The organism is Bacillus luti (assembly GCF_001884105.1).
GTDB classification, from domain to species: Bacteria; Bacillota; Bacilli; order Bacillales; family Bacillaceae_G; genus Bacillus_A; species Bacillus_A luti.
This window is the reverse complement of record NZ_MACI01000047.1, coordinates 93505-111820: the sequence shown is the minus strand read 5'-3', so window position 1 is coordinate 111820 and position 18316 is coordinate 93505. Positions and strand designations below refer to the sequence as shown.

General features: G+C 35.8%; 22 protein-coding genes and 2 pseudogenes. 15 read left to right on the top strand and 9 right to left on the bottom strand.

The window, feature by feature from the left end; genetic code table 11:
* Window positions 1–185: 185 nt before the first annotated feature.
* The 3 genes from BAQ48_RS28240 to BAQ48_RS11260 all read left to right on the top strand — a co-directional run bounded on the left by BAQ48_RS28240 (window position 186) and on the right by BAQ48_RS11260 (window position 1283).
* Window positions 186–389 carry a hypothetical protein gene (locus BAQ48_RS28240; RefSeq protein WP_071711136.1) on the top strand — a complete coding sequence of 68 codons (204 nt, stop codon included), beginning with the start codon at window positions 186–188 and terminating at the stop codon, window positions 387–389.
* 14 nt (window positions 390–403) lie between these two features.
* On the top strand, window positions 404–709 hold the full coding sequence (locus BAQ48_RS11265) for a DUF2087 domain-containing protein (RefSeq protein ID WP_071711135.1): 306 nt from the start codon (window positions 404–406) through the stop codon (window positions 707–709).
* Between the two features lie 64 nt (window positions 710–773).
* Window positions 774–1283 carry a GNAT family N-acetyltransferase gene (locus tag BAQ48_RS11260; protein ID WP_071711134.1) on the top strand — a complete coding sequence of 170 codons (510 nt, stop codon included), beginning with the start codon at window positions 774–776 and terminating at the stop codon, window positions 1281–1283.
* A 135-nt stretch (window positions 1284–1418) separates the two neighbouring features.
* Here BAQ48_RS11260 and BAQ48_RS11255 read toward each other — a convergent pair whose 3' ends face one another.
* Together BAQ48_RS11255 and BAQ48_RS11250 are read right to left on the bottom strand one after the other, a co-directional pair.
* On the bottom strand, window positions 1419–1919 hold the full coding sequence (locus tag BAQ48_RS11255) for a DinB family protein (protein ID WP_071711133.1): 501 nt from the start codon (window positions 1917–1919) through the stop codon (window positions 1419–1421).
* Between the two features lie 92 nt (window positions 1920–2011).
* A complete protein-coding gene (locus tag BAQ48_RS11250; protein WP_071711132.1) occupies window positions 2012–2953 on the bottom strand; it encodes a helix-turn-helix transcriptional regulator in 942 nt (313 codons plus the stop codon).
* A 197-nt stretch (window positions 2954–3150) separates the two neighbouring features.
* Between BAQ48_RS11250 and BAQ48_RS11245 the strand changes: the two genes are divergently transcribed.
* Window positions 3151–4164: a LacI family DNA-binding transcriptional regulator gene (locus BAQ48_RS11245; RefSeq protein WP_000103723.1), complete on the top strand. Its 1014-nt coding sequence runs from the start codon at window positions 3151–3153 to the stop codon at window positions 4162–4164.
* Between the two features lie 39 nt (window positions 4165–4203).
* Here the strand turns inward: BAQ48_RS11245 and yhfH are convergent, their stop codons facing one another.
* Window positions 4204–4332 (bottom strand): protein YhfH, encoded by a 129-nt coding sequence (gene yhfH, locus BAQ48_RS11240; RefSeq protein ID WP_000567010.1) that lies wholly within the window; start codon window positions 4330–4332, stop codon window positions 4204–4206.
* A gap of 179 nt (window positions 4333–4511) precedes the next feature.
* On the opposite strand from yhfH, the gene BAQ48_RS11235 reads away from it, so the two are divergent.
* The 5 genes and pseudogenes from BAQ48_RS11235 to BAQ48_RS11215 all read left to right on the top strand — a co-directional run bounded on the left by BAQ48_RS11235 (window position 4512) and on the right by BAQ48_RS11215 (window position 8901).
* On the top strand, window positions 4512–5246 hold the full coding sequence (locus tag BAQ48_RS11235; protein WP_071711131.1) for an MBL fold metallo-hydrolase: 735 nt from the start codon (window positions 4512–4514) through the stop codon (window positions 5244–5246).
* 9 nt (window positions 5247–5255) lie between these two features.
* Entirely contained in the window at window positions 5256–6245 is a 990-nt protein-coding gene (gene lplA, locus BAQ48_RS11230) for a lipoate--protein ligase (protein WP_071711130.1), read from the top strand.
* Window positions 6246–6425: 180 nt separating this feature from the next.
* A pseudogene (locus BAQ48_RS11225) lies at window positions 6426–6843 on the top strand (hypothetical protein).
* A 161-nt stretch (window positions 6844–7004) separates the two neighbouring features.
* The gene (locus tag BAQ48_RS11220) at window positions 7005–8537 is read left to right on the top strand and encodes a fatty acid--CoA ligase family protein (protein ID WP_071711128.1); all 1533 of its coding nucleotides are present in this window, start codon (window positions 7005–7007) and stop codon (window positions 8535–8537) included.
* 112 nt (window positions 8538–8649) lie between these two features.
* The gene (locus BAQ48_RS11215) at window positions 8650–8901 is read left to right on the top strand and encodes a hypothetical protein (RefSeq protein WP_000435466.1); all 252 of its coding nucleotides are present in this window, start codon (window positions 8650–8652) and stop codon (window positions 8899–8901) included.
* Window positions 8902–9080: 179 nt separating this feature from the next.
* Here BAQ48_RS11215 and BAQ48_RS11210 read toward each other — a convergent pair whose 3' ends face one another.
* The 3 genes from BAQ48_RS11210 to BAQ48_RS27930 all read right to left on the bottom strand — a co-directional run bounded on the left by BAQ48_RS11210 (window position 9081) and on the right by BAQ48_RS27930 (window position 10723).
* Window positions 9081–9446, bottom strand: a complete 366-nt coding sequence (locus BAQ48_RS11210; protein WP_071711127.1) for a hypothetical protein — start codon at window positions 9444–9446, stop codon at window positions 9081–9083.
* A 293-nt stretch (window positions 9447–9739) separates the two neighbouring features.
* Entirely contained in the window at window positions 9740–10447 is a 708-nt protein-coding gene (locus BAQ48_RS11205) for a M15 family metallopeptidase (RefSeq protein WP_071711126.1), read from the bottom strand.
* Between the two features lie 135 nt (window positions 10448–10582).
* A complete protein-coding gene (locus BAQ48_RS27930; protein ID WP_165613791.1) occupies window positions 10583–10723 on the bottom strand; it encodes a hypothetical protein in 141 nt (46 codons plus the stop codon).
* A 385-nt stretch (window positions 10724–11108) separates the two neighbouring features.
* Here BAQ48_RS27930 and BAQ48_RS11200 point away from each other — a divergent pair, with 385 nt between their 5' ends.
* Complete coding sequence (locus BAQ48_RS11200) at window positions 11109–12215, top strand: metallophosphoesterase (RefSeq protein WP_071711125.1); 1107 nt, start codon at window positions 11109–11111, stop codon at window positions 12213–12215.
* Between the two features lie 73 nt (window positions 12216–12288).
* Here BAQ48_RS11200 and BAQ48_RS11195 read toward each other — a convergent pair.
* Window positions 12289–12635, bottom strand: a pseudogene (locus BAQ48_RS11195) (CPBP family intramembrane glutamic endopeptidase); the annotation flags it as partial.
* 297 nt (window positions 12636–12932) lie between these two features.
* On the opposite strand from BAQ48_RS11195, the gene BAQ48_RS11190 reads away from it, so the two are divergent.
* From BAQ48_RS11190 to BAQ48_RS11175, 4 genes are all read left to right on the top strand, one after another.
* Window positions 12933–13490 carry a TetR/AcrR family transcriptional regulator gene (locus BAQ48_RS11190; protein WP_071711124.1) on the top strand — a complete coding sequence of 186 codons (558 nt, stop codon included), beginning with the start codon at window positions 12933–12935 and terminating at the stop codon, window positions 13488–13490.
* A gap of 14 nt (window positions 13491–13504) precedes the next feature.
* Window positions 13505–13867: a DMT family transporter gene (locus BAQ48_RS11185; protein WP_071711123.1), complete on the top strand. Its 363-nt coding sequence runs from the start codon at window positions 13505–13507 to the stop codon at window positions 13865–13867.
* Window positions 13864–14280, top strand: coding sequence for a YvaD family protein (locus BAQ48_RS11180; protein WP_016093106.1), 417 nt, complete (start codon window positions 13864–13866; stop codon window positions 14278–14280). Before BAQ48_RS11185 ends, BAQ48_RS11180 begins: the two co-directional genes overlap by 4 nt.
* A gap of 356 nt (window positions 14281–14636) precedes the next feature.
* Complete coding sequence (locus tag BAQ48_RS11175; protein ID WP_071711122.1) at window positions 14637–15614, top strand: HD domain-containing protein; 978 nt, start codon at window positions 14637–14639, stop codon at window positions 15612–15614.
* A gap of 45 nt (window positions 15615–15659) precedes the next feature.
* Here BAQ48_RS11175 and BAQ48_RS11170 read toward each other — a convergent pair whose 3' ends face one another.
* Both BAQ48_RS11170 and BAQ48_RS11165 read right to left on the bottom strand, forming a co-directional pair.
* On the bottom strand, window positions 15660–16778 hold the full coding sequence (locus tag BAQ48_RS11170; RefSeq protein WP_071711121.1) for an anti-sigma factor: 1119 nt from the start codon (window positions 16776–16778) through the stop codon (window positions 15660–15662).
* Between the two features lie 5 nt (window positions 16779–16783).
* A complete protein-coding gene (locus BAQ48_RS11165) occupies window positions 16784–17287 on the bottom strand; it encodes an RNA polymerase sigma factor (RefSeq protein WP_116758505.1) in 504 nt (167 codons plus the stop codon).
* Between the two features lie 118 nt (window positions 17288–17405).
* Between BAQ48_RS11165 and BAQ48_RS11160 the strand changes: the two genes are divergently transcribed.
* Window positions 17406–18308 carry an AraC family transcriptional regulator gene (locus tag BAQ48_RS11160; RefSeq protein ID WP_071711119.1) on the top strand — a complete coding sequence of 301 codons (903 nt, stop codon included), beginning with the start codon at window positions 17406–17408 and terminating at the stop codon, window positions 18306–18308.
* The last annotated feature ends 8 nt before the right edge of the window (window positions 18309–18316 follow it).

Here is an 18316-nt window from a genome sequence, read left to right as displayed (position 1 = left end):
GGGGATCAACTGCCCATAAAAGTCCGATTGGTGAAGGCTAATAATCAGTGGGGGATGAAGAAAACCCCCACTAATTAAAGTTTCACTTTATGTGGAAATGCCTTTTGATTTACATTAGAAGAGAAGGGGAGAGTAAAAAAGGATTACAAATATTTGAATAGAATCATATATAAAGAGGAGGGGCTATGAGAAGACATTTTAACTATTATTTCATACTGTATCCATGCATCTATTTCTTAGTTCTCACACTATCACCTATCCTGTTTCGTAAAGAAGAATATACAAGTGTAAACGATACGTTAGCATTTCTTGCATTCTACTATTTCCTTATAAGCATAGGTTATGCGCTGGATCTTTTCAGTGAAAAAGAAAAGGAAAAGGATAAATAATAAGGAGGAGCAAAATGACAGAAAGCGAAATGAAATTCAGAGATACGACCATTCGTAACTTTTTCGATAAAGAAGACCGCTTAAAATCGATTCCAGGTCAAAAGAAGAAAAAATTAGTATTGTTAGAGCATTTAGTTAGCAAATTAAATGCAGAGAATCAATATACGGAAAAAGAAATGAATACATTCATCAAACAATATCATGAGGACTTTTGTACAATTAGACGCGAGTTTATCGTGCACGGATTTATGGATCGAGAGGATAATATGTACCAAATAAACGGGAGAGAAGTTTGGACGAAGTGGGAGGAGTTAAAATAATGAATCAGCGGGCAATCCCTATGTTATTTATTCATCTTTGTAGTAAAAAGTACGAGGTGATTCAGTGATACGATTAGCAAAAGAGGTTGATGCGGAATCCATTATGGAGATTAGAAAAGAAATTATATTATCGGAAAGTACTACAAAGTTTTTTATAGTGTCTCCAAATCAATTACAAAATGATATTGGTGCAGAAAGAGAAAAAATACGGAAAAGCAATGAAAAAGGTAATCTTTACATAGTTTATGAAGTTGATAGTAAGGTAGTTGGCTTTTTACTTTTCAATCGATATGAACTAGAACGTTTACGACATGCGGGCACAATGGGAATGGGGATTAGAGAGGCGTACTGTAATCAAGGCATTGGTACGAAGCTAATTGAATTTCTTATTAGTTGGGCTAAAGAGCAGAAAGGTTTAGAGAAAATTTGCTTAGGCGTAGTTTCTATTAATGATAGGGCGATTAAGGTGTATAAACGTATGGGATTTGTAGAGGAAGGAAGACAAAGAAAGCAAATTAAATATGAAGATGGATCATATGGAGATGACGTATTGATGGGGTTTTATATTGAATAAAAAAGAGAAGTCTTCGGTTAGTAGCAAGGTAACATGCTTGGATACGGGATTTTATGAGTAGTCATATAGTAAGTGAATATTTTAGTGAAGAAACTGCCAATATTGGCAGTCTCTTTTTAGTGGAAAGGTTTACGCTTAGCAAACCTTTAGTTCCAGTCGATCTTTCTGACGAAGATGATGTGCAAAATGCATAGAAATAAGTTGGAACCATTCTGCTGCATTTAAGTAACCAAGCCCGGGATGTTCGACTTTACAATCATCTGCGATAGAAGGGAGTGTTGGTTCCGTATTTTTTACAATTGTAATTAATTCTAGAAATTGCTTCTGCACTTCTTCTTTGTTAGCTGGGTTTTCAGGTGTATATCCTGAATGACCAGGTACTTTTATTTGTATATCCGGGAAAGCACCAAGTTTATATACTTTTTCACCCATATCTGTTTTTGTGTTAGTTATTGATGGTGTTTCAGTTTTACATTGTGTGATTGCATTTAATTGCATGTATGTGGAGGCAATTAAATGATTATACATTTGACCGAGAGACCATTCCCCACTAGAAGGCTTCATCCTAAATTGTTCTATAGAGTACTTTTCTAATTCCCCTATGTAGTACGTTGCTAACTCTTCAAAATTCTTCATATCACTAACTCCTTTTTATGAAAATGTATTTGTTACTATCTACTATAAAGAAGTAATGCTGACAACATTATGTCAGTAGTGAAATGCAACAATTAAAGTTGCAACATTTTTTTTGCTTCATCACGGATTTTCTCAGAAAGAATTTTTGGTTCAAGTACTTGCACTTGGCTTCCCCAGCTTAATACCCATTGAAATACTTCGTCTATGTTTCTTGATTTCAAAAAGACGTGAAAACCATTGTCTCTATGCTCATATGAATCTATAAAAAAATATCGTGATTCAATAATTTTATGTGCAATATGAGATGGAAACAATAAATGGATTGTAACAGTACGATTGCTTTCGGGCTTATAGTTTTGTAAAGAAAAGTCTTTTGGTTTCGTAAAGAATTCTTGCTCTTGCTGTAACGTATCCATACGATCTAAACGAAAATTACGTATTTGTTTTCGAAGTAAACAATGAGCAACGATGTACCAAATTCCTGAAATATTGACTAAGCCGTAAGGATGAACGGTCCGTTTTATTTTTGTAGTTTCTCTTGGTTTACGATAAGAAAAAGAGATAGCCTGTTCTTTTTGGATAGATTCTTGCAACAGGATAAGTTCGGTTTCAAGTTTTTCTTGTTCAGATTGTTTGTGTGAAAATATAGGAGAAAGGAAACGGAAAGTTTCTCGTAATTCTAGGGCTTTCTTTTGTTGATCAGCAGGGAGGACAATTTCAAGTTTCTCTTTTGCTGATTGCGCATGTATAGAAAAAGAAGAGGTGAAAGTTTTCTCGATATAATCACCGCCTAATAAAAGAGTAACAGCCTCTTCAGGCGTAAGTTGAATGGGTGGTAAGAAATAACCATCCATTAATGAATAACCGTGGCCAGGCATGGCGAAAAGTGGGACGCCAGATTCACTAAGTGCATCCATATCTCGATAAATTGTTCTTATACTTGTCTCAAATTTTTCAGCTAAGCTTTGTGCTGTAACAGTTTGTTTTCTTTGTAATTCAATTAATATAGCTAATAAACGATCCGTCCGATTCATGAAATATCTCCCTTTATCTTTTATAAATATGCCTACTGTATACTTCTAAAAGCAGTATAAATTCCCCTCCCATTAACATACTTTTCCCTATGTATAATATTAATATAGTAAAATCATAACAACCTATATTGCAGTTTCCAATAATATACTATATAATCAGATTAAGAAAACGTTTTCATGCAAAGGGGGAGAATTTCGTGTCGACTATCGAGGACGTGGCGAAATTAGCGGGGTTATCAAGGACAACGGTTTCTAGGGTGATTAATAATCATCCATATGTTTCAGATGAGAAGAAAAAAAGGGTTCAATTAGCAATGAAGCATTTAGGATTCGTTCCTAATTCTGCGGCGAGAAGACTTCGTAAACAAAAGACGGAAACAATTGCGGTGCTAGTTCCAAGGATTACAAATCCTTTCTTCAGTCGATTTATTGAAGCAATCGAGATTGCTGCTTCTGAACATAAATATAAACTGATTATTTGTCAAACAAGATATTTACCGGAAAAAGAGATGGAGTATTTACAATTATTATCTACGAAACAAGTAGATGGGATTATTCTATGTTCACTAGAAAATCCGTGGGAAGATGTAGAGCCATACTTACAACACGGTCCAATCGTGTTATGTAATGAATATATTGAGGAAGCAAATGTTCCAACAGTGAAGTTTGATCATGCGCAAGGAGCATACATAGCTGCTAAGCATGTGTTAGAACAAGGGTATCGTAATCTTATTTTTTGCCGTGGTAACGAAACCAAAGTTGTTAGCCAACAGCGAAAAATGGGCTTTTTGCGTGCGATTACTGAAAAGAGTAGAGAAGTGGAAGCGATCGATTTTCTTGAAAACGCTTTCTCTTGGGATGATGGAAAGAGGATATTCCATGAAGTATTAAAGGACAAAAAAAATCCTACCGCGATTTTGGCAGGAGGCGACGAGGTAGCAGCTGGAATTATTTCAGAGGCGAAACGCCATGACTGGAGCATTCCAGATGATCTCGCTGTTATCGGTTTTGATAATCAAATTTTAGCACAGATTACAGAACCAGGTATTACGACAATTGAACAGCCAATCGATGAGATGGCTCGAAAAGTTGTCGACCTGATGATGGATAAAATCCATACGAAAAATTATAGGAAAAAAGAATTGTATGAGTTTGAACTGGAGCTCTTGGTGAAAGGTTCAACGATGAAGGATACGATGTTATTAGCCTAGTAGACTATGTCTGCTAGGTTTTTTTCTGTTCACAAATTACTATTCTTCGTGAACGCAATCGTCACATTTGTTATGGTATGCTTCGTGCTGCTCATCAATTTCTTTCCCGCAGTGCGCACAAGTTTTCGTCGGTAAATTCCTGAAAAACTCCATTGGTTGATCGATCATGTCAATCCCTCCATTTCCATTTCTTACTATCATTGTATTAGTACAAAAAACAAAAGTCAACAACTGTTTTATAACAAATTGAAAATTAATGAAAAAGTTTAGGAAATGGATTATAGTTAACAATGTAGGATGTAAGTAAAAACTGCATGGCTACTCGGTTTTAGAAAGGAAGGATACATATGAAAATGACTGTTGTCGGCTTTTGGGGCGGCTTTCCAGAAGCGGGAGAAGCAACGTCGGGGTATTTGTTTGAACACGATGGTTTTCGTTTACTTGTCGACTGTGGTAGTGGTGTACTAGCACAGATTCAAAAATATATAACGCCATCTGATATAGATGCAGTTGTACTGTCGCACTATCATCACGATCATGTTGCAGACATTGGGGTATTGCAATATGCGAGATTAATTACGAGTGCCACAAAAGGACAACTACCGGAGTTACCAATATACGGTCATACGTTTGATGAGAATGGATTCCAATCTTTAACGCATGAACCACACACGAAAGGAATCGCGTACAACCCAGAAGAAACACTGCAAGTTGGACCGTTCTCTATTTCATTTTTAAAAACTGTTCATCCTGTTACATGCTTTGCGATGCGTATTACAGCTGGTGATGATATCGTAGTATACAGCGCTGATTCTAGTTATATTCCTGAATTCATTCCATTCACAAAAGATGCGGATCTTTTCATTTGTGAGTGTAATATGTATGCACATCAAGAAGCGGCAAAAGCAGGGCATATGAATAGTACAGAAGTAGCAAGTATTGCGAAAGATGCAAACGTAAAGGAACTTTTACTAACGCACTTACCGCATACAGGCAACCCATCTGATTTAGTAACAGAAGCAAAACAAATTTTCAGTGGTCATATTACGCTAGCGCATAGTGGCTACGTATGGAACTCATGAGGTGATACGATGTTATTTATTGATAATAAAGGGATTACAGATCCTAGAATAAACTTAGCAATTGAAGAATACTGTGTAAAAAACTTAGATATTAACGAAACATATTTACTGTTCTACATTAACGAACCTTCGATTATCATTGGTAAAAACCAAAACACAGTAGAAGAAATTAATGCAGATTACGTAAAAGAAAAGGGTATTCATGTCGTTCGTCGTTTATCCGGCGGAGGCGCAGTATATCACGATTTAGGAAACTTAAACTTCAGCTTTATTACGAAAGATGATGGAGATAGTTTCAGCAACTTCAAAAAATTCACAGAACCTGTAACGAAAGCGCTTGGTAAATTAGGCGTAAATGCAGAACTAAGTGGTCGTAACGACATTTTAGCTGAAGGTAGAAAAATTTCAGGTAACGCGCAGTTCTCAACGAAAGGTCGTATGTTCAGTCACGGTACGTTACTATTTGACTCTGAAATCGATCACGTTGTATCAGCATTAAAAGTAAAAATGGATAAGATTCAATCAAAAGGAATTAAATCAATTCGTAGCCGCGTTGCGAATATTACAGAATTCCTAAACGAAAAAATGACGACAGAAGAGTTTAGACAACTTCTTCTAGAAACAATTTTCGAAGGGGAAACAGAAATTCCAACGTACGAATTAACAGAAGAGGATTGGAAAGAAATCCACAAACTTTCTGAAGAGCGCTACCAAAATTGGGACTGGAACTACGGAAAATCTCCGAAGTTCAACTTACAACATTCACACCGCTTCACAGTTGGACAAGTTGACGTTCGTCTAGAAGTGAAAAAAGGAACAGTAACAGAATGCAAAATTTACGGTGACTTCTTCGGCTCACTAGATGTTCATGACATTGAAGAGCGTCTAACAGGCGTACAATTCGATAAAGATGCATTCACTACAGCTTTAGAAGGCGTAGATATCGCACGTTACTTCGGTAATATTACAACAGAAGATTTCTTACATTTATTCTTCTAACAATGAGGGAGGCTGTCATAACTGGCAGCCTCTTTCTTTTTGCGTGGATTGTCATGTTTTGTCGGTAAGTCGATATATTTGAAAAATCGCCGATATAATTTCATGTATCACAAAACATCTATTTCCAAGACATCTGCCCCTCATAAAGGAATATATATATTTAAAAGGAGGCGGATCGATATGAAAAGGGTAATGTACGTTGTATTATTGCTCAGCTTCGTCATCGGAATGACAGCGTGTAACAGTGAATTGCCCTCAAGTCGTACAATTTTATCTATCGGAAAACCAGCGGGAGATCATGTCATATATTATACGAATACAGATAACAGGCAAAAGATACAGGATATACAAGACATATTCCAAAATAAGAGATGGAAAAGAAATGAAACGTTCAGCACTGTGAATAAAACGCCAGATGTTGTTTTATCGATAAATGAAGACTACAAAGGATTACCAACATTATATGTTACGGTGTTCTTTCATGAAGATGGAGCGGACGTTATGAATTTGTACGGGGAGTATACGAGCTTAAATAAAGAAGAAGTTGAAAGACTTAGAGAAAAGATATCCTAAAATGATTTTAGGGATCGTTTCATAAATTACTTGCAAACAAAATTCCCTTATCCTTCCAAAGTAAACTAAGAGGAGGTGACTCATGTATATGCAGTTAATGGAATATCACTTGCCACTTTAATTTTCTTTTAATATAATTAATTTAGAATTTTTAAATATTCTAAATTTTATAAAGGTGGGGTTTGTGTGAATCTCGTTCAATCTTTGGCTGAAACGGCAAAAAAGAAGGGGGATAAACCGGCTTATGTTTTTATGGATCAGTCGGTCTCGTATGACCAATTAAACAAAATGGTCACGAGGTTTTCTAGCAATTTAGCAAAAATGGGCATTGGAAAAGGGGACAATGTCGCATTAGTTGTTGGGAATTCACCACATTTTTTGGTCGGTTTATATGGAACAATGAAAGCGGGAGCAACTGTCATTCCAGTTAATCCAATTTATACAGCAGACGAAATACATTACATTTTACAAAATGGAGATGTAAAAACAATCATCGTACTCGACGTCCTTCTACCTGTTATACAATCTCTTACAACAAGACTTCCTTCATTAGAAAATATCATCATATGCGAAACCTCATCAGATTTTAACCATACAGAAACCGAAAAAATGAAAACGTTTACTAGTTTTGTAGGAACTGGAGATACAACTTACGAAGGTCCTGAACTAGATGAAGAAGATGTAGCGGTTATCCTATACACGTCAGGCACAACTGGAAAACCGAAAGGCGCTATGTTAACAAATAAGAATTTATATAGTAATGCGAGCGATGTGGCGTCGTATTTACAATATACGGCTGATGACCGCGTCGTTGCGGCACTGCCGATGTTCCACGTGTTCTGTTTAACAGTTGCGGTAAACGCACCGATTGTGAACGGAGCAACGATTTTAATGTTACCAAAGTTTAGTCCGAAAGAAGTATTCCGTATTTGTCGTACGTATGAGCCAACAATTTTTGCTGGCGTACCGACGATGTACAATTACTTATATTTATTTGAAGAAGCGAGCGCAGAAGATGTGAAGACACTTCGCCTTTGTATTTCAGGTGGTGCGTCAATGCCTGTTGCGCTTCTGCAAAACTTTGAAAAACGTTTTGACGTAATTGTTTCAGAAGGATATGGTTTATCAGAAGCATCACCAGTTACTTGTTTCAATCCGTTAGATCGTCCTCGTAAACCAGGGTCAATTGGCACAAATATTTGGCATGTAGAAAATAAAATTGTAAATGAACTTGGGGAAGAAGTACCAGTCGGTGCAGTCGGTGAATTAATCGTTCGCGGACCTAACGTGATGAAAGGTTACTATAATGCGCCAGAAGATACAGCTGCGACATTAAAAGACGGCTGGCTATATACAGGTGACTTAGCGAAAATGGATGAAGAAGGTTACTTCTATATCGTTGACCGCAAAAAAGACATCGTCCTAGTTGGCGGTTATAACGTATATCCGCGTGAAGTAGAAGAAGTATTGTACACGCACGAATCTGTAGCGGAAGTTGTCGTAATTGGCGTACCGGACGAAAACTTAGGAGAAGCAGTACGAGCTTACGTCGTTCTGAAGCAAACGAGCGTAACAGAAGAAGAGCTCATGCATTACTGCACGTTACATTTAGCGAAATATAAAGTACCAATGAGTATTGAATTTTTAGCAGAATTGCCGAAGAATACGACAGGTAAATTACTGCGAAGAGCATTACGAGAAAAAGCGGTACAAGTGTAAAAATAGAGGCGACCACCGTGATGAAGGTGGTTGCCTTCATATTTTTTAGCATTGGTTAAGCTATGATGCCATATATTTAAACCGTAATATGACTAGTAAGGAGGAGATATACGTGGAGCAAAAGGAATTACGTTTGCGGCGAGTCCAATATCTTATTTGTGACATTATGGATGAAATGAATGCTGAAAATGAAAAGAAAAACTTAGAAACATTGCAGAAAGTAATTGACCAGCTCTCAGGTGCAATTGGAGATTTAGTAGATCCATCTGGCACGTACTCGATTGATTATTTAGAAAGAAAAGTCCATACAGCGCACTACTTATTATTTAAAAATGATCGTAAAGCATATTTATGTAACAAATAAACATTCATCGTATAACGGGATGTTTATTATTTTTAACACTTATTGATAATAGTTATCAATAAGGAAGTGAGTGGAACGTGTTGAAGTCGATTAATGGATTTGCTAATAATAAAGCCCGGAATAAAAGCCTTGCTACATACTTGTAGTAAGGCTCTTTACAGTTGTCTTATTCGGGAAAATTATTCATTAGAAGTAGCATCAATCGCTTGAATAGCAAGCTCCAACGATGTAATCCTTCTTTCTAAAAGAGTTCTTTGAGGACTACCAACCTTTGACTTAACATAAGCCTTTTCAATGGATGGAAGCAAACCAGTAAGAACAGTACGAGCTTCTGCTAAATCGCCCTGATTGTAAGGATGAGGCTTTTGATTCCAAACACTCTCTAGCATTGCTAAGCCAATGCTAGCTGCCTTGAGGCGTTTCTTTACTAAAGTAGCATTGGCACCTTTCTGAGTCATTTGTGAAAAGGCACTCTCGAGTTTACGGATTGTTGACTGTAAGGATTTTATAGATTCCTCTTTATGTACATCTGATACGTTTTCCATATTAGTACTATCCTTTCTTCTTTTTTAAATGGTGTTGTTTACTACTTGATTAAATTGTTAAGAATAGCGTGTTACTTGCAATATTTTAACATAAATAGAGAACTTTCTTTGAAGGGGCGTTTAATCCGTACTTCTCAGTTTTATATTCATTTAGAAACTATTCGAGTTCATTTACGAAAAAATTCCACTGCCCTGTTTTTATTACCGAATAATTCTATAGGTACAGAGGTGTAGGATGCATTATATAATTTTTTCATCATATTCCTCATAAGGTAGTTTTAACAAGGTGATGGTTATTTTTCATTGTGATATTCTTCTAAAGTAATACCTTTCTCGTATATCTCTGTTGCAATGTCACCTACGTATCGAATATGCCATGGTTCATATGAATAACCTGTAATGTGCTCTTTTCCTTTTAAATAACGTATAATAAAGCCAGCACGATGAGCATTGTTTTTAAGCCATTTTCCTTCAATCGTATTCGCGAATTGAGTTTCTAGTGTATTATTGACGCTACTCGCAGAAACATCCATCGTTAACCCTGTTTGATGTTCGCTATGACCTGGCTTTGCAGAAATTTTATCAGCTTGGACTTGACCTTGTTTCGCTACATGTCGTCTATAAACAGTTTTTTGATATTGTTCAGAACGAAATCCGGATATAGCATGTAATACGATTCCATCTTGTTTCGCTAAGGCAAATAATTTTTCCAAAGCGATAGCAGCTTCACTTCGTAAATGACTTTTTTCTTGAATCCCGTCAAATGCAAATGTCACCTTAGGTACAACTAAATCGTCAGGTCTATAATTACTTGGAAGTTTCCTATTTTTATTAACTACTACATCCACAGTATCGGGGGATGCAATAGTTACAGATCCATCATTATTTTGTATATCGTCTTTACCTTTAGCAATGTCAGTGATGCTATGTAAAAAAATATATATACATAGGAAGAGAAGAATAGCTCCGCCTATGAACATACCTATTAATTTTCTAATCATTTTATTTACTCCTTATAGCGATTCATTTTAAAATTCACATCGTATTGTGATGAAGCTAACTAGTGAATTGTTTTTGCATTTCTATATTATTTCGTATTAGTCATTTATTTTAATTTAAAGATTAATGCTACCAATTTAAAAAAGTTGAGCTGATTTTATTAAATCCATATGAAAATATTTTTTTGTTTCTATAAATCTCTTAGTATCTTCGCTAGTTTCCATAACAACAGAAATCAGCCTGTTTTGCTGTACCTGTAAAATAATATTTTCCTTCATCATTGTTACTAGCAAAGTGTATATTTCAGGTTTTGTTGCAAAGTTTCTGAAGACATAAAGAGAGGCGGAATAGTGTCATAGAACCAGATTTTTATTATTACATTGCAATAGTAAATAAACTATCTAATAACCTTACGTAGAGGTGACAATCTTGTAAGGTTTCATAAGTAGAAAATGAATGTAAAAAAGCATTTGTTTGTTATGGGGTATAATAAAGCCACAAAACATGAAGTATTGGCTGTTTAAATCGTGAAGCTAATCCAATTGAGGTGTTAGATGCAAATCTAACAATTAGAGGTCTTTACTATGATAAACAAAGTGCTTAATATTTACGTTTAACGTGCATAACAAGATATAATAGAAGAAATCAATAAGGAGGTTCGCTGTGAAGAATCGTCGTTATTTCAATATATTTACTATGTTACTTGTATACACACTACTTATGTTTTACATTGGCTGGAACGGTTGGGTTTGGCTTAGTACCGTGTTTGGCTGGGAGTCTTGGGGATATTACGCTTTCGTAGTCGCATTTATTTCATATGCGTACATTCTTGTGCAAGTGTTTAAGTTCCTTCCATTCCTACGAACGATTGGTTCGATTTGGTTTGCGGTCATCCAATACGCGCTTATATTGTTGCCACTTGCTGATATTACAGTTTTCCTTTTACAGTTTGGGGTGGAGAAAGAGGCGGCAATTATTTGGACAGGGGCGGCTGTGTTAGCTGCATTTATCTTTATCTTTGCGTATGGAGTATTCAACGCATATAGCCCGGTAGTAAGAAAATATGAAGTACATATACCGAAAAAAGTAGAAGGGCATAAAAGTTTACGCATTGCGATGGCTTCTGATATGCATTTTGGTAAACTGTCTGGTGTTTCGCATTTAAAGAGACTTGTTCGTCATGTAAATGAAATGAAGCCAGATATTATTTTACTGCCTGGTGATATTATCGATGACCACCCAGGTGTATTCATTCAAAAAAACATGGGGCACATTATGAAACAAATGAAAGCTCCATTAGGCGTATACGGCGTATTAGGAAATCACGAATATTACGGAAGAGCGGTTCCTGAATTCTTGCAGGAGATGGATAAGATTGATATTCGTATTCTTTTAGATGAAGTGATCACAATTGAAGATGAGTTTTATCTCGTTGGAAGAAGAGATAAAACTGAGCGAGATCGTCAAAGTTTTGAGAAGCTTATGAGTACGGTAGATAAATCGATGCCTGTTATCGCAATGGATCACCAGCCATTTGAATTGAAACAAGCAGCGGATGCGGGTGTAGATTTATTATTATCCGGTCACACGCACCGCGGACAAATGGCACCAAATCATATTGTAACGAGAAGAATGTACGAATTAGATTGGGGATATGCACAAAAAGGTGCATTCCACGCCATTGTTTCTTCAGGTTTTGGATTTTGGGGACCACCGCTTAGACTTGGAAGTAGGTCAGAGATTGTGCAGGTGGAGGTTACGTTTGAATAGGATTATATATAAAAGGACTATACATGATTACTATGTATAGTTCTTTTTATTTTTTAGTTCGCAATCGCGCCCTTTACTTGAATATAATCTCAATTAGTTGTAGTGGATGTGCATTAATTAGTCCATGTACAATAATAATTGCCCATACCTTGCGATAACGTGTCCACAAATATCCAAGGAATAGACCTACGATACCATGGTTCACAATAACCGTAGCTGTATCAATATCCCAATGACCAGAGCCGTGTAATGCGATATGCCAGCTCGCTCATAATAATGATGTAAGAAGAATAGCCGGCCAAGTACCTAGTAATAATTCCAAACGTGTTTGCAGCCAGACCCTATAAAAATCTCTTCAAGTACACTATTTATAAGAAACCCTACGAGTAAAATCGTGGGTTCCATTCTCGCTGAAACAAATTGTAACTGCGCATATAGTTTTTTACTTTTTGCATCTAATTTCTTAAATTTATGTGATCAAGATACTATAAATGCACCTTTATCGTCTCAGTAATCTTATGTTTTACTATTTTTTAGTTTTTTGAAACGACGATTGAGATATTAAATAGCTGAACTCGGAGAACTAACAGATGCGATTTTAATTCGTTACATAAAAGAGAGTTTGTGAAATACTAGTTGTGCAGAAAGTGTTAAATATTGTAAAATAAAATGGTACCAATAAAACTAATTGGGTACCAAAGGTTTAGGGGGCGGATTATGAAACAAAGAATATTAACAGAAACAATTTATCAAATTCAAACGAAGGGATTTACATTTACAATTAGTGACTTGGCAAAACAATTAGCTGTGAGTAAGAGGACAATCTATGAACACTACTCTTCAAAAGATGAGATAGTAGATGAAGTTATTCTCAATGTTATAGAAAGTATTCAAGAAAAGGAAAAAAATATCGCTGAAGATGATACGTTACAAACAGTTGAAAAAATAAGAAGTATTTTAATTTGTATTCCACAACAATTTAAATTCATGGATGCACGTTTATTAGCAGAACTAAAAAAACACCATTATAATCAATGGTTGAAATTAGATCGATTTTTACGTGAAGGTTGGTCTACTGTAATACGGTTAATAGAGGAGGGAATGAGGGAAGGGAGTATTAGACAAATTCAAGTTCCGTTTTTTATTGAAGTATATTTAGGAGCACTGAATCGCATATATGATCCTATGTTTATTGAAAAGAGTGATTATACATTAGGAAGTATGCTTGAATCAATTATGGACATGTTGTTGTATGGGATTTCCAATTCGAAATAGAAGGTGGGAGAATAATGCAGTGGATTTATTTATGCTTCGCAATTTTATTTGAAGTAGCTGGTACAACTGCGATGAAACTATCTGATGGATTAACGAAACTTGTCCCAAGTATTCTTATTTTTGTATTTTATGTAGTAAGTTTTTCATTTCTTTCATTCGCATTAAAGGGGATGGAGATGTCCGTTGCATATGCAGTTTGGTCAGGTATGGGAATTGTAACGATTACAATAATTGGTTTTGTGTATTTTGGAGAAAGTATCAATGTAATTAAGATACTAGCGATTCTTTTTATTTTAATTGGAGTTGTAATCTTAAATTTTAATAGTGCAGCACATGAACAGAAGAAAAAAGAAGTAGTGGAGGAGCGTGTACATTGAACCGTTTAAAATATTTTTTCCTTATTACTGATATTGGGTTCGTTATGTATTGGTTCATAACAATTTTTCATATGATTCCACAAGAATATTTGTTTAAAGATTATCAAAATCCTATTTTAGTGGCATGGAATTGGTCTTTTCTACCTTTAGATTTATTAATCTCGTTGACGGGATTTTTAAGTTTGTATTTGCACTTTAAACAAAATCCTATTTGGAGCCATTTTGCGTTCGTATCATTAATTTTAACTTTTTGTTCAGGGTTACAAGCTCTAGCATTTTGGACAATCCGTTTAGATTTCGATATTTCTTGGTGGATTCCTAATTTATATTTATTAGTCTATCCATGTTTCTATTTAAAAATTATTTGGAGAGAGTGTGGCTGGCATGAGATAAGAGAGAAGAAAATTCAATAGATATAATCGGAGTGGAAGAAAAAAGGAACTCGCCATCAAGTTAAGAAGTACATTGTTCCTAAAAATAAAAAAACGAACTGAATTCCCATGGACAACTATGAAGAGATAAAATTTTCTTTTTGGGATACTTTAATATCTTAGCTTGATAGAAATGAAAGTCCCCATATTTTTCAATAAAAAAAGCCTCCACATAAGAAGTACTCAATAAAAACAAATGAATTAAAACAAATAACAGACATGTATAATATACAACATTTAAAAAGTATCGAAATATTCAGGATTATCATTTGTGTTGATGTCGATTTTATAAAAGAGGTACGATTATAAAACGCGGTTGAAATAAAGGGGGATTATAAGTGCTTATATCAGATGTACTATACGGAGAATTTGAAATAGATCAAGTGTTAGAAGAGTTGATTGTAAGTAAGCCTGTGCAAAGATTGAAAGGTATTCATCAAAACGGAGCGAGTTACTTAATGAACGAGAAGTGGAATGTAACGCGTTTGGATCATTCAGTTGGTACTATGTTGTTAATTAAAAAACTTGGTGGTTCAGTAGAAGAACAAATTGCGGGTTTACTGCATGACGTATCGCATACTGCTTTTTCTCATGTGATTGATTACGTTTTTGATAACGACAATGAAAGTTATCATGAAGAGATATTTAGCTCGGTTGTGAAAAACTCAGAAATTCCAGCGATTCTTGCGAAGCATGGTTATAACTATGAAGATATTTTGTTAGATGATTCGAAGTGGACGTTACTCGAAAGGTCCGCGCCAGAATTATGTGCAGACCGAGTGGATTATACGTTACGAGATATGTATACATACGGATATATTTCTTTGGAAGAGGTTCATAGCTTTTTAGAGGATGTCATCGAAGTGGACGGGAAAATGGTGCTTCAAAATATCGAAATTGCAGAATGGTTTACAAAAACGTATTACAAAGAGGTAATTGATTTCTTTATGAAGCCAATGAATATATACGGAAATGATATGTTAGCGAAAACGTTAAAGTTGGCTCTTCATAAAAAGGTCATTCATGCAGACGATTTCCTTCTTGAAGATGACGAGCTTATAGTGAAATTACAGCGATGTAACGATCCAGAAGTGGAAGATTTATTACGGAAAATCCATCCAAATGTAGCAGTAAAAGAAGATAGAAACGATTATGATTTGTATCAGAAAAATAAAGTACGCCTTATTGATCCGCCGGTATGTCGCGCCGGGGAAGTTGTTCCATCGTCTGTCGTGTCAGAAAACATAAGACAGATGAGTGATACAGCTTATGAAAAAGCGGTGAGAGGGACGTATGTGAAAGTGATTTCGGATTAATGGAAAGGAAAAGGTGTCATCAATTATGATGACACCTTTTCGCTGTTAATAATCAAACCAATTCCAAACCTCAATATCTCCAAGAGTCGCATAACGAACGTGAGGCGAGTTTTGTAATTTTAATAACTCTTTCGACGGTCCGGTAATGACGATCCCGTATACTTTTACACCGTTCTCTTTTACATACTCATAACGCTTATCTAAGTTCAGCTCTTTTTCAGGAGTCCAAGTAGTTTTACTTACAGTTTTTTTATGCTCAGAAAGAATGCGCATCATTTCGATTACTTCATCTTCTTTTGTCTTCGGTCGTTCTGCTTCACTATCAGGGAGGTTTACATGTTCTGGAAATCCGATAACCTCTCCGCCATGTAGGATGAAATCTTCCTCATCTATTCTCTCTTGTCCTGTGTCTAAAGCGTACCATACAGGAGTTGGTGGCATTTCTTGTGCTTCAAATATGCTATATAGTATGGATTCTAGTTCTTTTAACGTATATGGTTTGTCAAAAGATATCGCTACTTCAGCAACGGTTCCCTCATGTACTTTTGCAAGTGTATCCCACACTTTTTTAGATGGTTCTTTCAAATGATCACCTTGCTTTATTTTCGGATGGACAAAGGAAAGTTTAGAGTAATTCAATTTGTTTGCCCAAGATTTATTTGTAGCAGTTACAGACGATAAGAAGCTTTTCGTTGTTACTGTACCGAATTCAACTTCTTTTTTGCCGACAGTTTTAACTAAATTCATTTCATTTTCTGTACGGAAAAAGGGTTTGATTTTTGTACTGCCTCCAGTGGAACGACTATTTGGAATTGTTGCTTCTAGTGCGAGTGCTGGAATCTCATTTACTTCAGCTAACTTTTTCATATTATTGAAGTAAAGAGAAGACGAAAAATGATCGGCAAAATAGATTGCTATACAAACCGCAAGGACAAAACTAACAGTTTGCCAACGCTGTTTCCACTTTATTTTCCAAAACGGGACATTAAGATTTTGTGGTGGTAGTCTTTTCTTGATCGGCTCACTCTTCGTAAGCAATTCATCCAAATACACTTCACATTCCTCACAAGTTTCTATATGACTTTCTAATTCTTCTTGTTCATCACGTGTGAGTGTTCCTTTTTCATATTTTTCCCATAGTTTTTTAAATGCTGCACAACCCATCTGTATCACTCCTCTATGTTTCTTGCTTCTTTCCGTCCGCGGTGTAATTCAATTTTCACTTTCGCTAATGAGAGACCGGTCATTTCTGCTATTTCTTTATACGAGAATCCGTAGTAATCTCGTAGTAGTAGGACATTTCGTCTTTTAAGGGGAAGAGAAGATAAACTATCTAACCAACTAGCAATCTCATGTTTTACGAAATATTCATGTTCTGTACTTGGCACGTTTGGTAAATGGAATTCTTCCACTTTTGTTGTTTTATATTTTTTCTCTTTTCGATACCAATCGATAAAGGCGTTGTAGGCAATTGTAAATAACCACGGCCTAATTTCTTCACCTTTGTAATAATCAATATGGACGAGCATGCGATAAAAGGTTTCCTGCATGAGATCTTCCGCACAGTGAGAATCTCCGGTTAGGGAGAGAAGATAGCGAAATAAATCATGCATATGATCTGAATAAATATCTTCTAATGATTGGTTGCGTTTCACTAATTTCCCTCCCTTCATACATAACAACGAAATACATATAAAAAAGTTACATTTGTTTTTAAAATTATAGTAAAAAACGTCAAGAATTGGATTGCGTTCTCTTTTATCATAATACATATAAGGCGGGTGAACAGAGATGGAAAGCTATGAAACACAAATTCAAAGGTCAATTGATTATATTGAGGAAGATGTAATGGAAAAACAGACGTTGCGTAATTTAGCTCGCATTGCAGGTTTTTCTGAGTCGCATTTTCATCGTGTATTTCAGGCGTTAGTAGGTGATACAGTAATGGAGTATGTTCGAAAGAGGAGGTTAGCCCGGGCAGCTTATCAAATTTCTCATACGGATGAAAAAGTTATTGATATCGCGTTTGAGCATGGCTTTCAATCTCATGAAACGTTCACGAGAGCCTTTAAAAAATTATTTCAAATGACACCGAGTGAATATCGAAAACAAGAAATCGAAACACCGATGTATTACAGCGTGAATGTAAAGCAAAGAAAATTAAATCCGTATTTAGGGGGCATACAAATGGAATATCGTATTGTAAATAAACCAGAATTTTTAGTGGCGGGTTATGAACTGAAGACGACAAGTAAAGAAGGGAAAAACCATCAAGACATTCCAGTATTTTGGCAAGAATATTTACAAAAAGATCTTGGAACAACGATTCCGAATCGTAAAGATACGAGCCAATGGGTAGAGCTTGGATTATGTACAGATTTTAATTTAGAAACAGGAGACTTCACTTATATTATCGGAATGGAAGTTACAGACTTTGAAAATGTACCAAATGAAGTTGCAAAGCGTACTTTCCCAGCAGCAACATATGCTGTATTTACAACACCGAAAGTTCCTCATGAAGAAATGGTATCGTCTATTCACCAAACGTGGAATGCAGTATTCTCAGAATGGTTCCCGCATTCAGGCTATGAACATTGCGGCGTGACAGAGTTTGAACTGTACGATGAGCGTTGCCACGAAGATAAGAGTGAGTTTGCACAAGTAGAGCTTTGGATACCGGTGAAGAAAAAATAATAGGGTAA

Bases quoted from the DNA above. Each gene is read 5' to 3' on its own strand.
- BAQ48_RS28240 (WP_071711136.1), top strand. From the start codon at position 186: ATGAGAAGACATTTTAACTATTATTTCATACTGTATCCATGCATCTAT.
- BAQ48_RS11265 (WP_071711135.1), top strand. From the start codon at position 404: ATGACAGAAAGCGAAATGAAATTCAGAGATACGACCATTCGTAACTTT.
- BAQ48_RS11255 (WP_071711133.1), bottom strand. From the start codon at position 1,919: ATGAAGAATTTTGAAGAGTTAGCAACGTACTACATAGGGGAATTAGAA.
- BAQ48_RS11250 (WP_071711132.1), bottom strand. From the start codon at position 2,953: ATGAATCGGACGGATCGTTTATTAGCTATATTAATTGAATTACAAAGA.
- yhfH (WP_000567010.1), bottom strand. From the start codon at position 4,332: ATGATCGATCAACCAATGGAGTTTTTCAGGAATTTACCGACGAAAACT.
- BAQ48_RS11235 (WP_071711131.1), top strand. From the start codon at position 4,512: ATGAAAATGACTGTTGTCGGCTTTTGGGGCGGCTTTCCAGAAGCGGGA.
- lplA (WP_071711130.1), top strand. From the start codon at position 5,256: ATGTTATTTATTGATAATAAAGGGATTACAGATCCTAGAATAAACTTA.
- BAQ48_RS11210 (WP_071711127.1), bottom strand. From the start codon at position 9,446: ATGGAAAACGTATCAGATGTACATAAAGAGGAATCTATAAAATCCTTA.
- BAQ48_RS11205 (WP_071711126.1), bottom strand. From the start codon at position 10,447: ATGATTAGAAAATTAATAGGTATGTTCATAGGCGGAGCTATTCTTCTC.
- BAQ48_RS27930 (WP_165613791.1), bottom strand. From the start codon at position 10,723: ATGAAGGAAAATATTATTTTACAGGTACAGCAAAACAGGCTGATTTCT.
- BAQ48_RS11190 (WP_071711124.1), top strand. From the start codon at position 12,933: ATGAAACAAAGAATATTAACAGAAACAATTTATCAAATTCAAACGAAG.
- BAQ48_RS11185 (WP_071711123.1), top strand. From the start codon at position 13,505: ATGCAGTGGATTTATTTATGCTTCGCAATTTTATTTGAAGTAGCTGGT.
- BAQ48_RS11170 (WP_071711121.1), bottom strand. From the start codon at position 16,778: ATGGGTTGTGCAGCATTTAAAAAACTATGGGAAAAATATGAAAAAGGA.
- BAQ48_RS11165 (WP_116758505.1), bottom strand. From the start codon at position 17,287: ATGAAGGGAGGGAAATTAGTGAAACGCAACCAATCATTAGAAGATATT.
- BAQ48_RS11160 (WP_071711119.1), top strand. From the start codon at position 17,406: ATGGAAAGCTATGAAACACAAATTCAAAGGTCAATTGATTATATTGAG.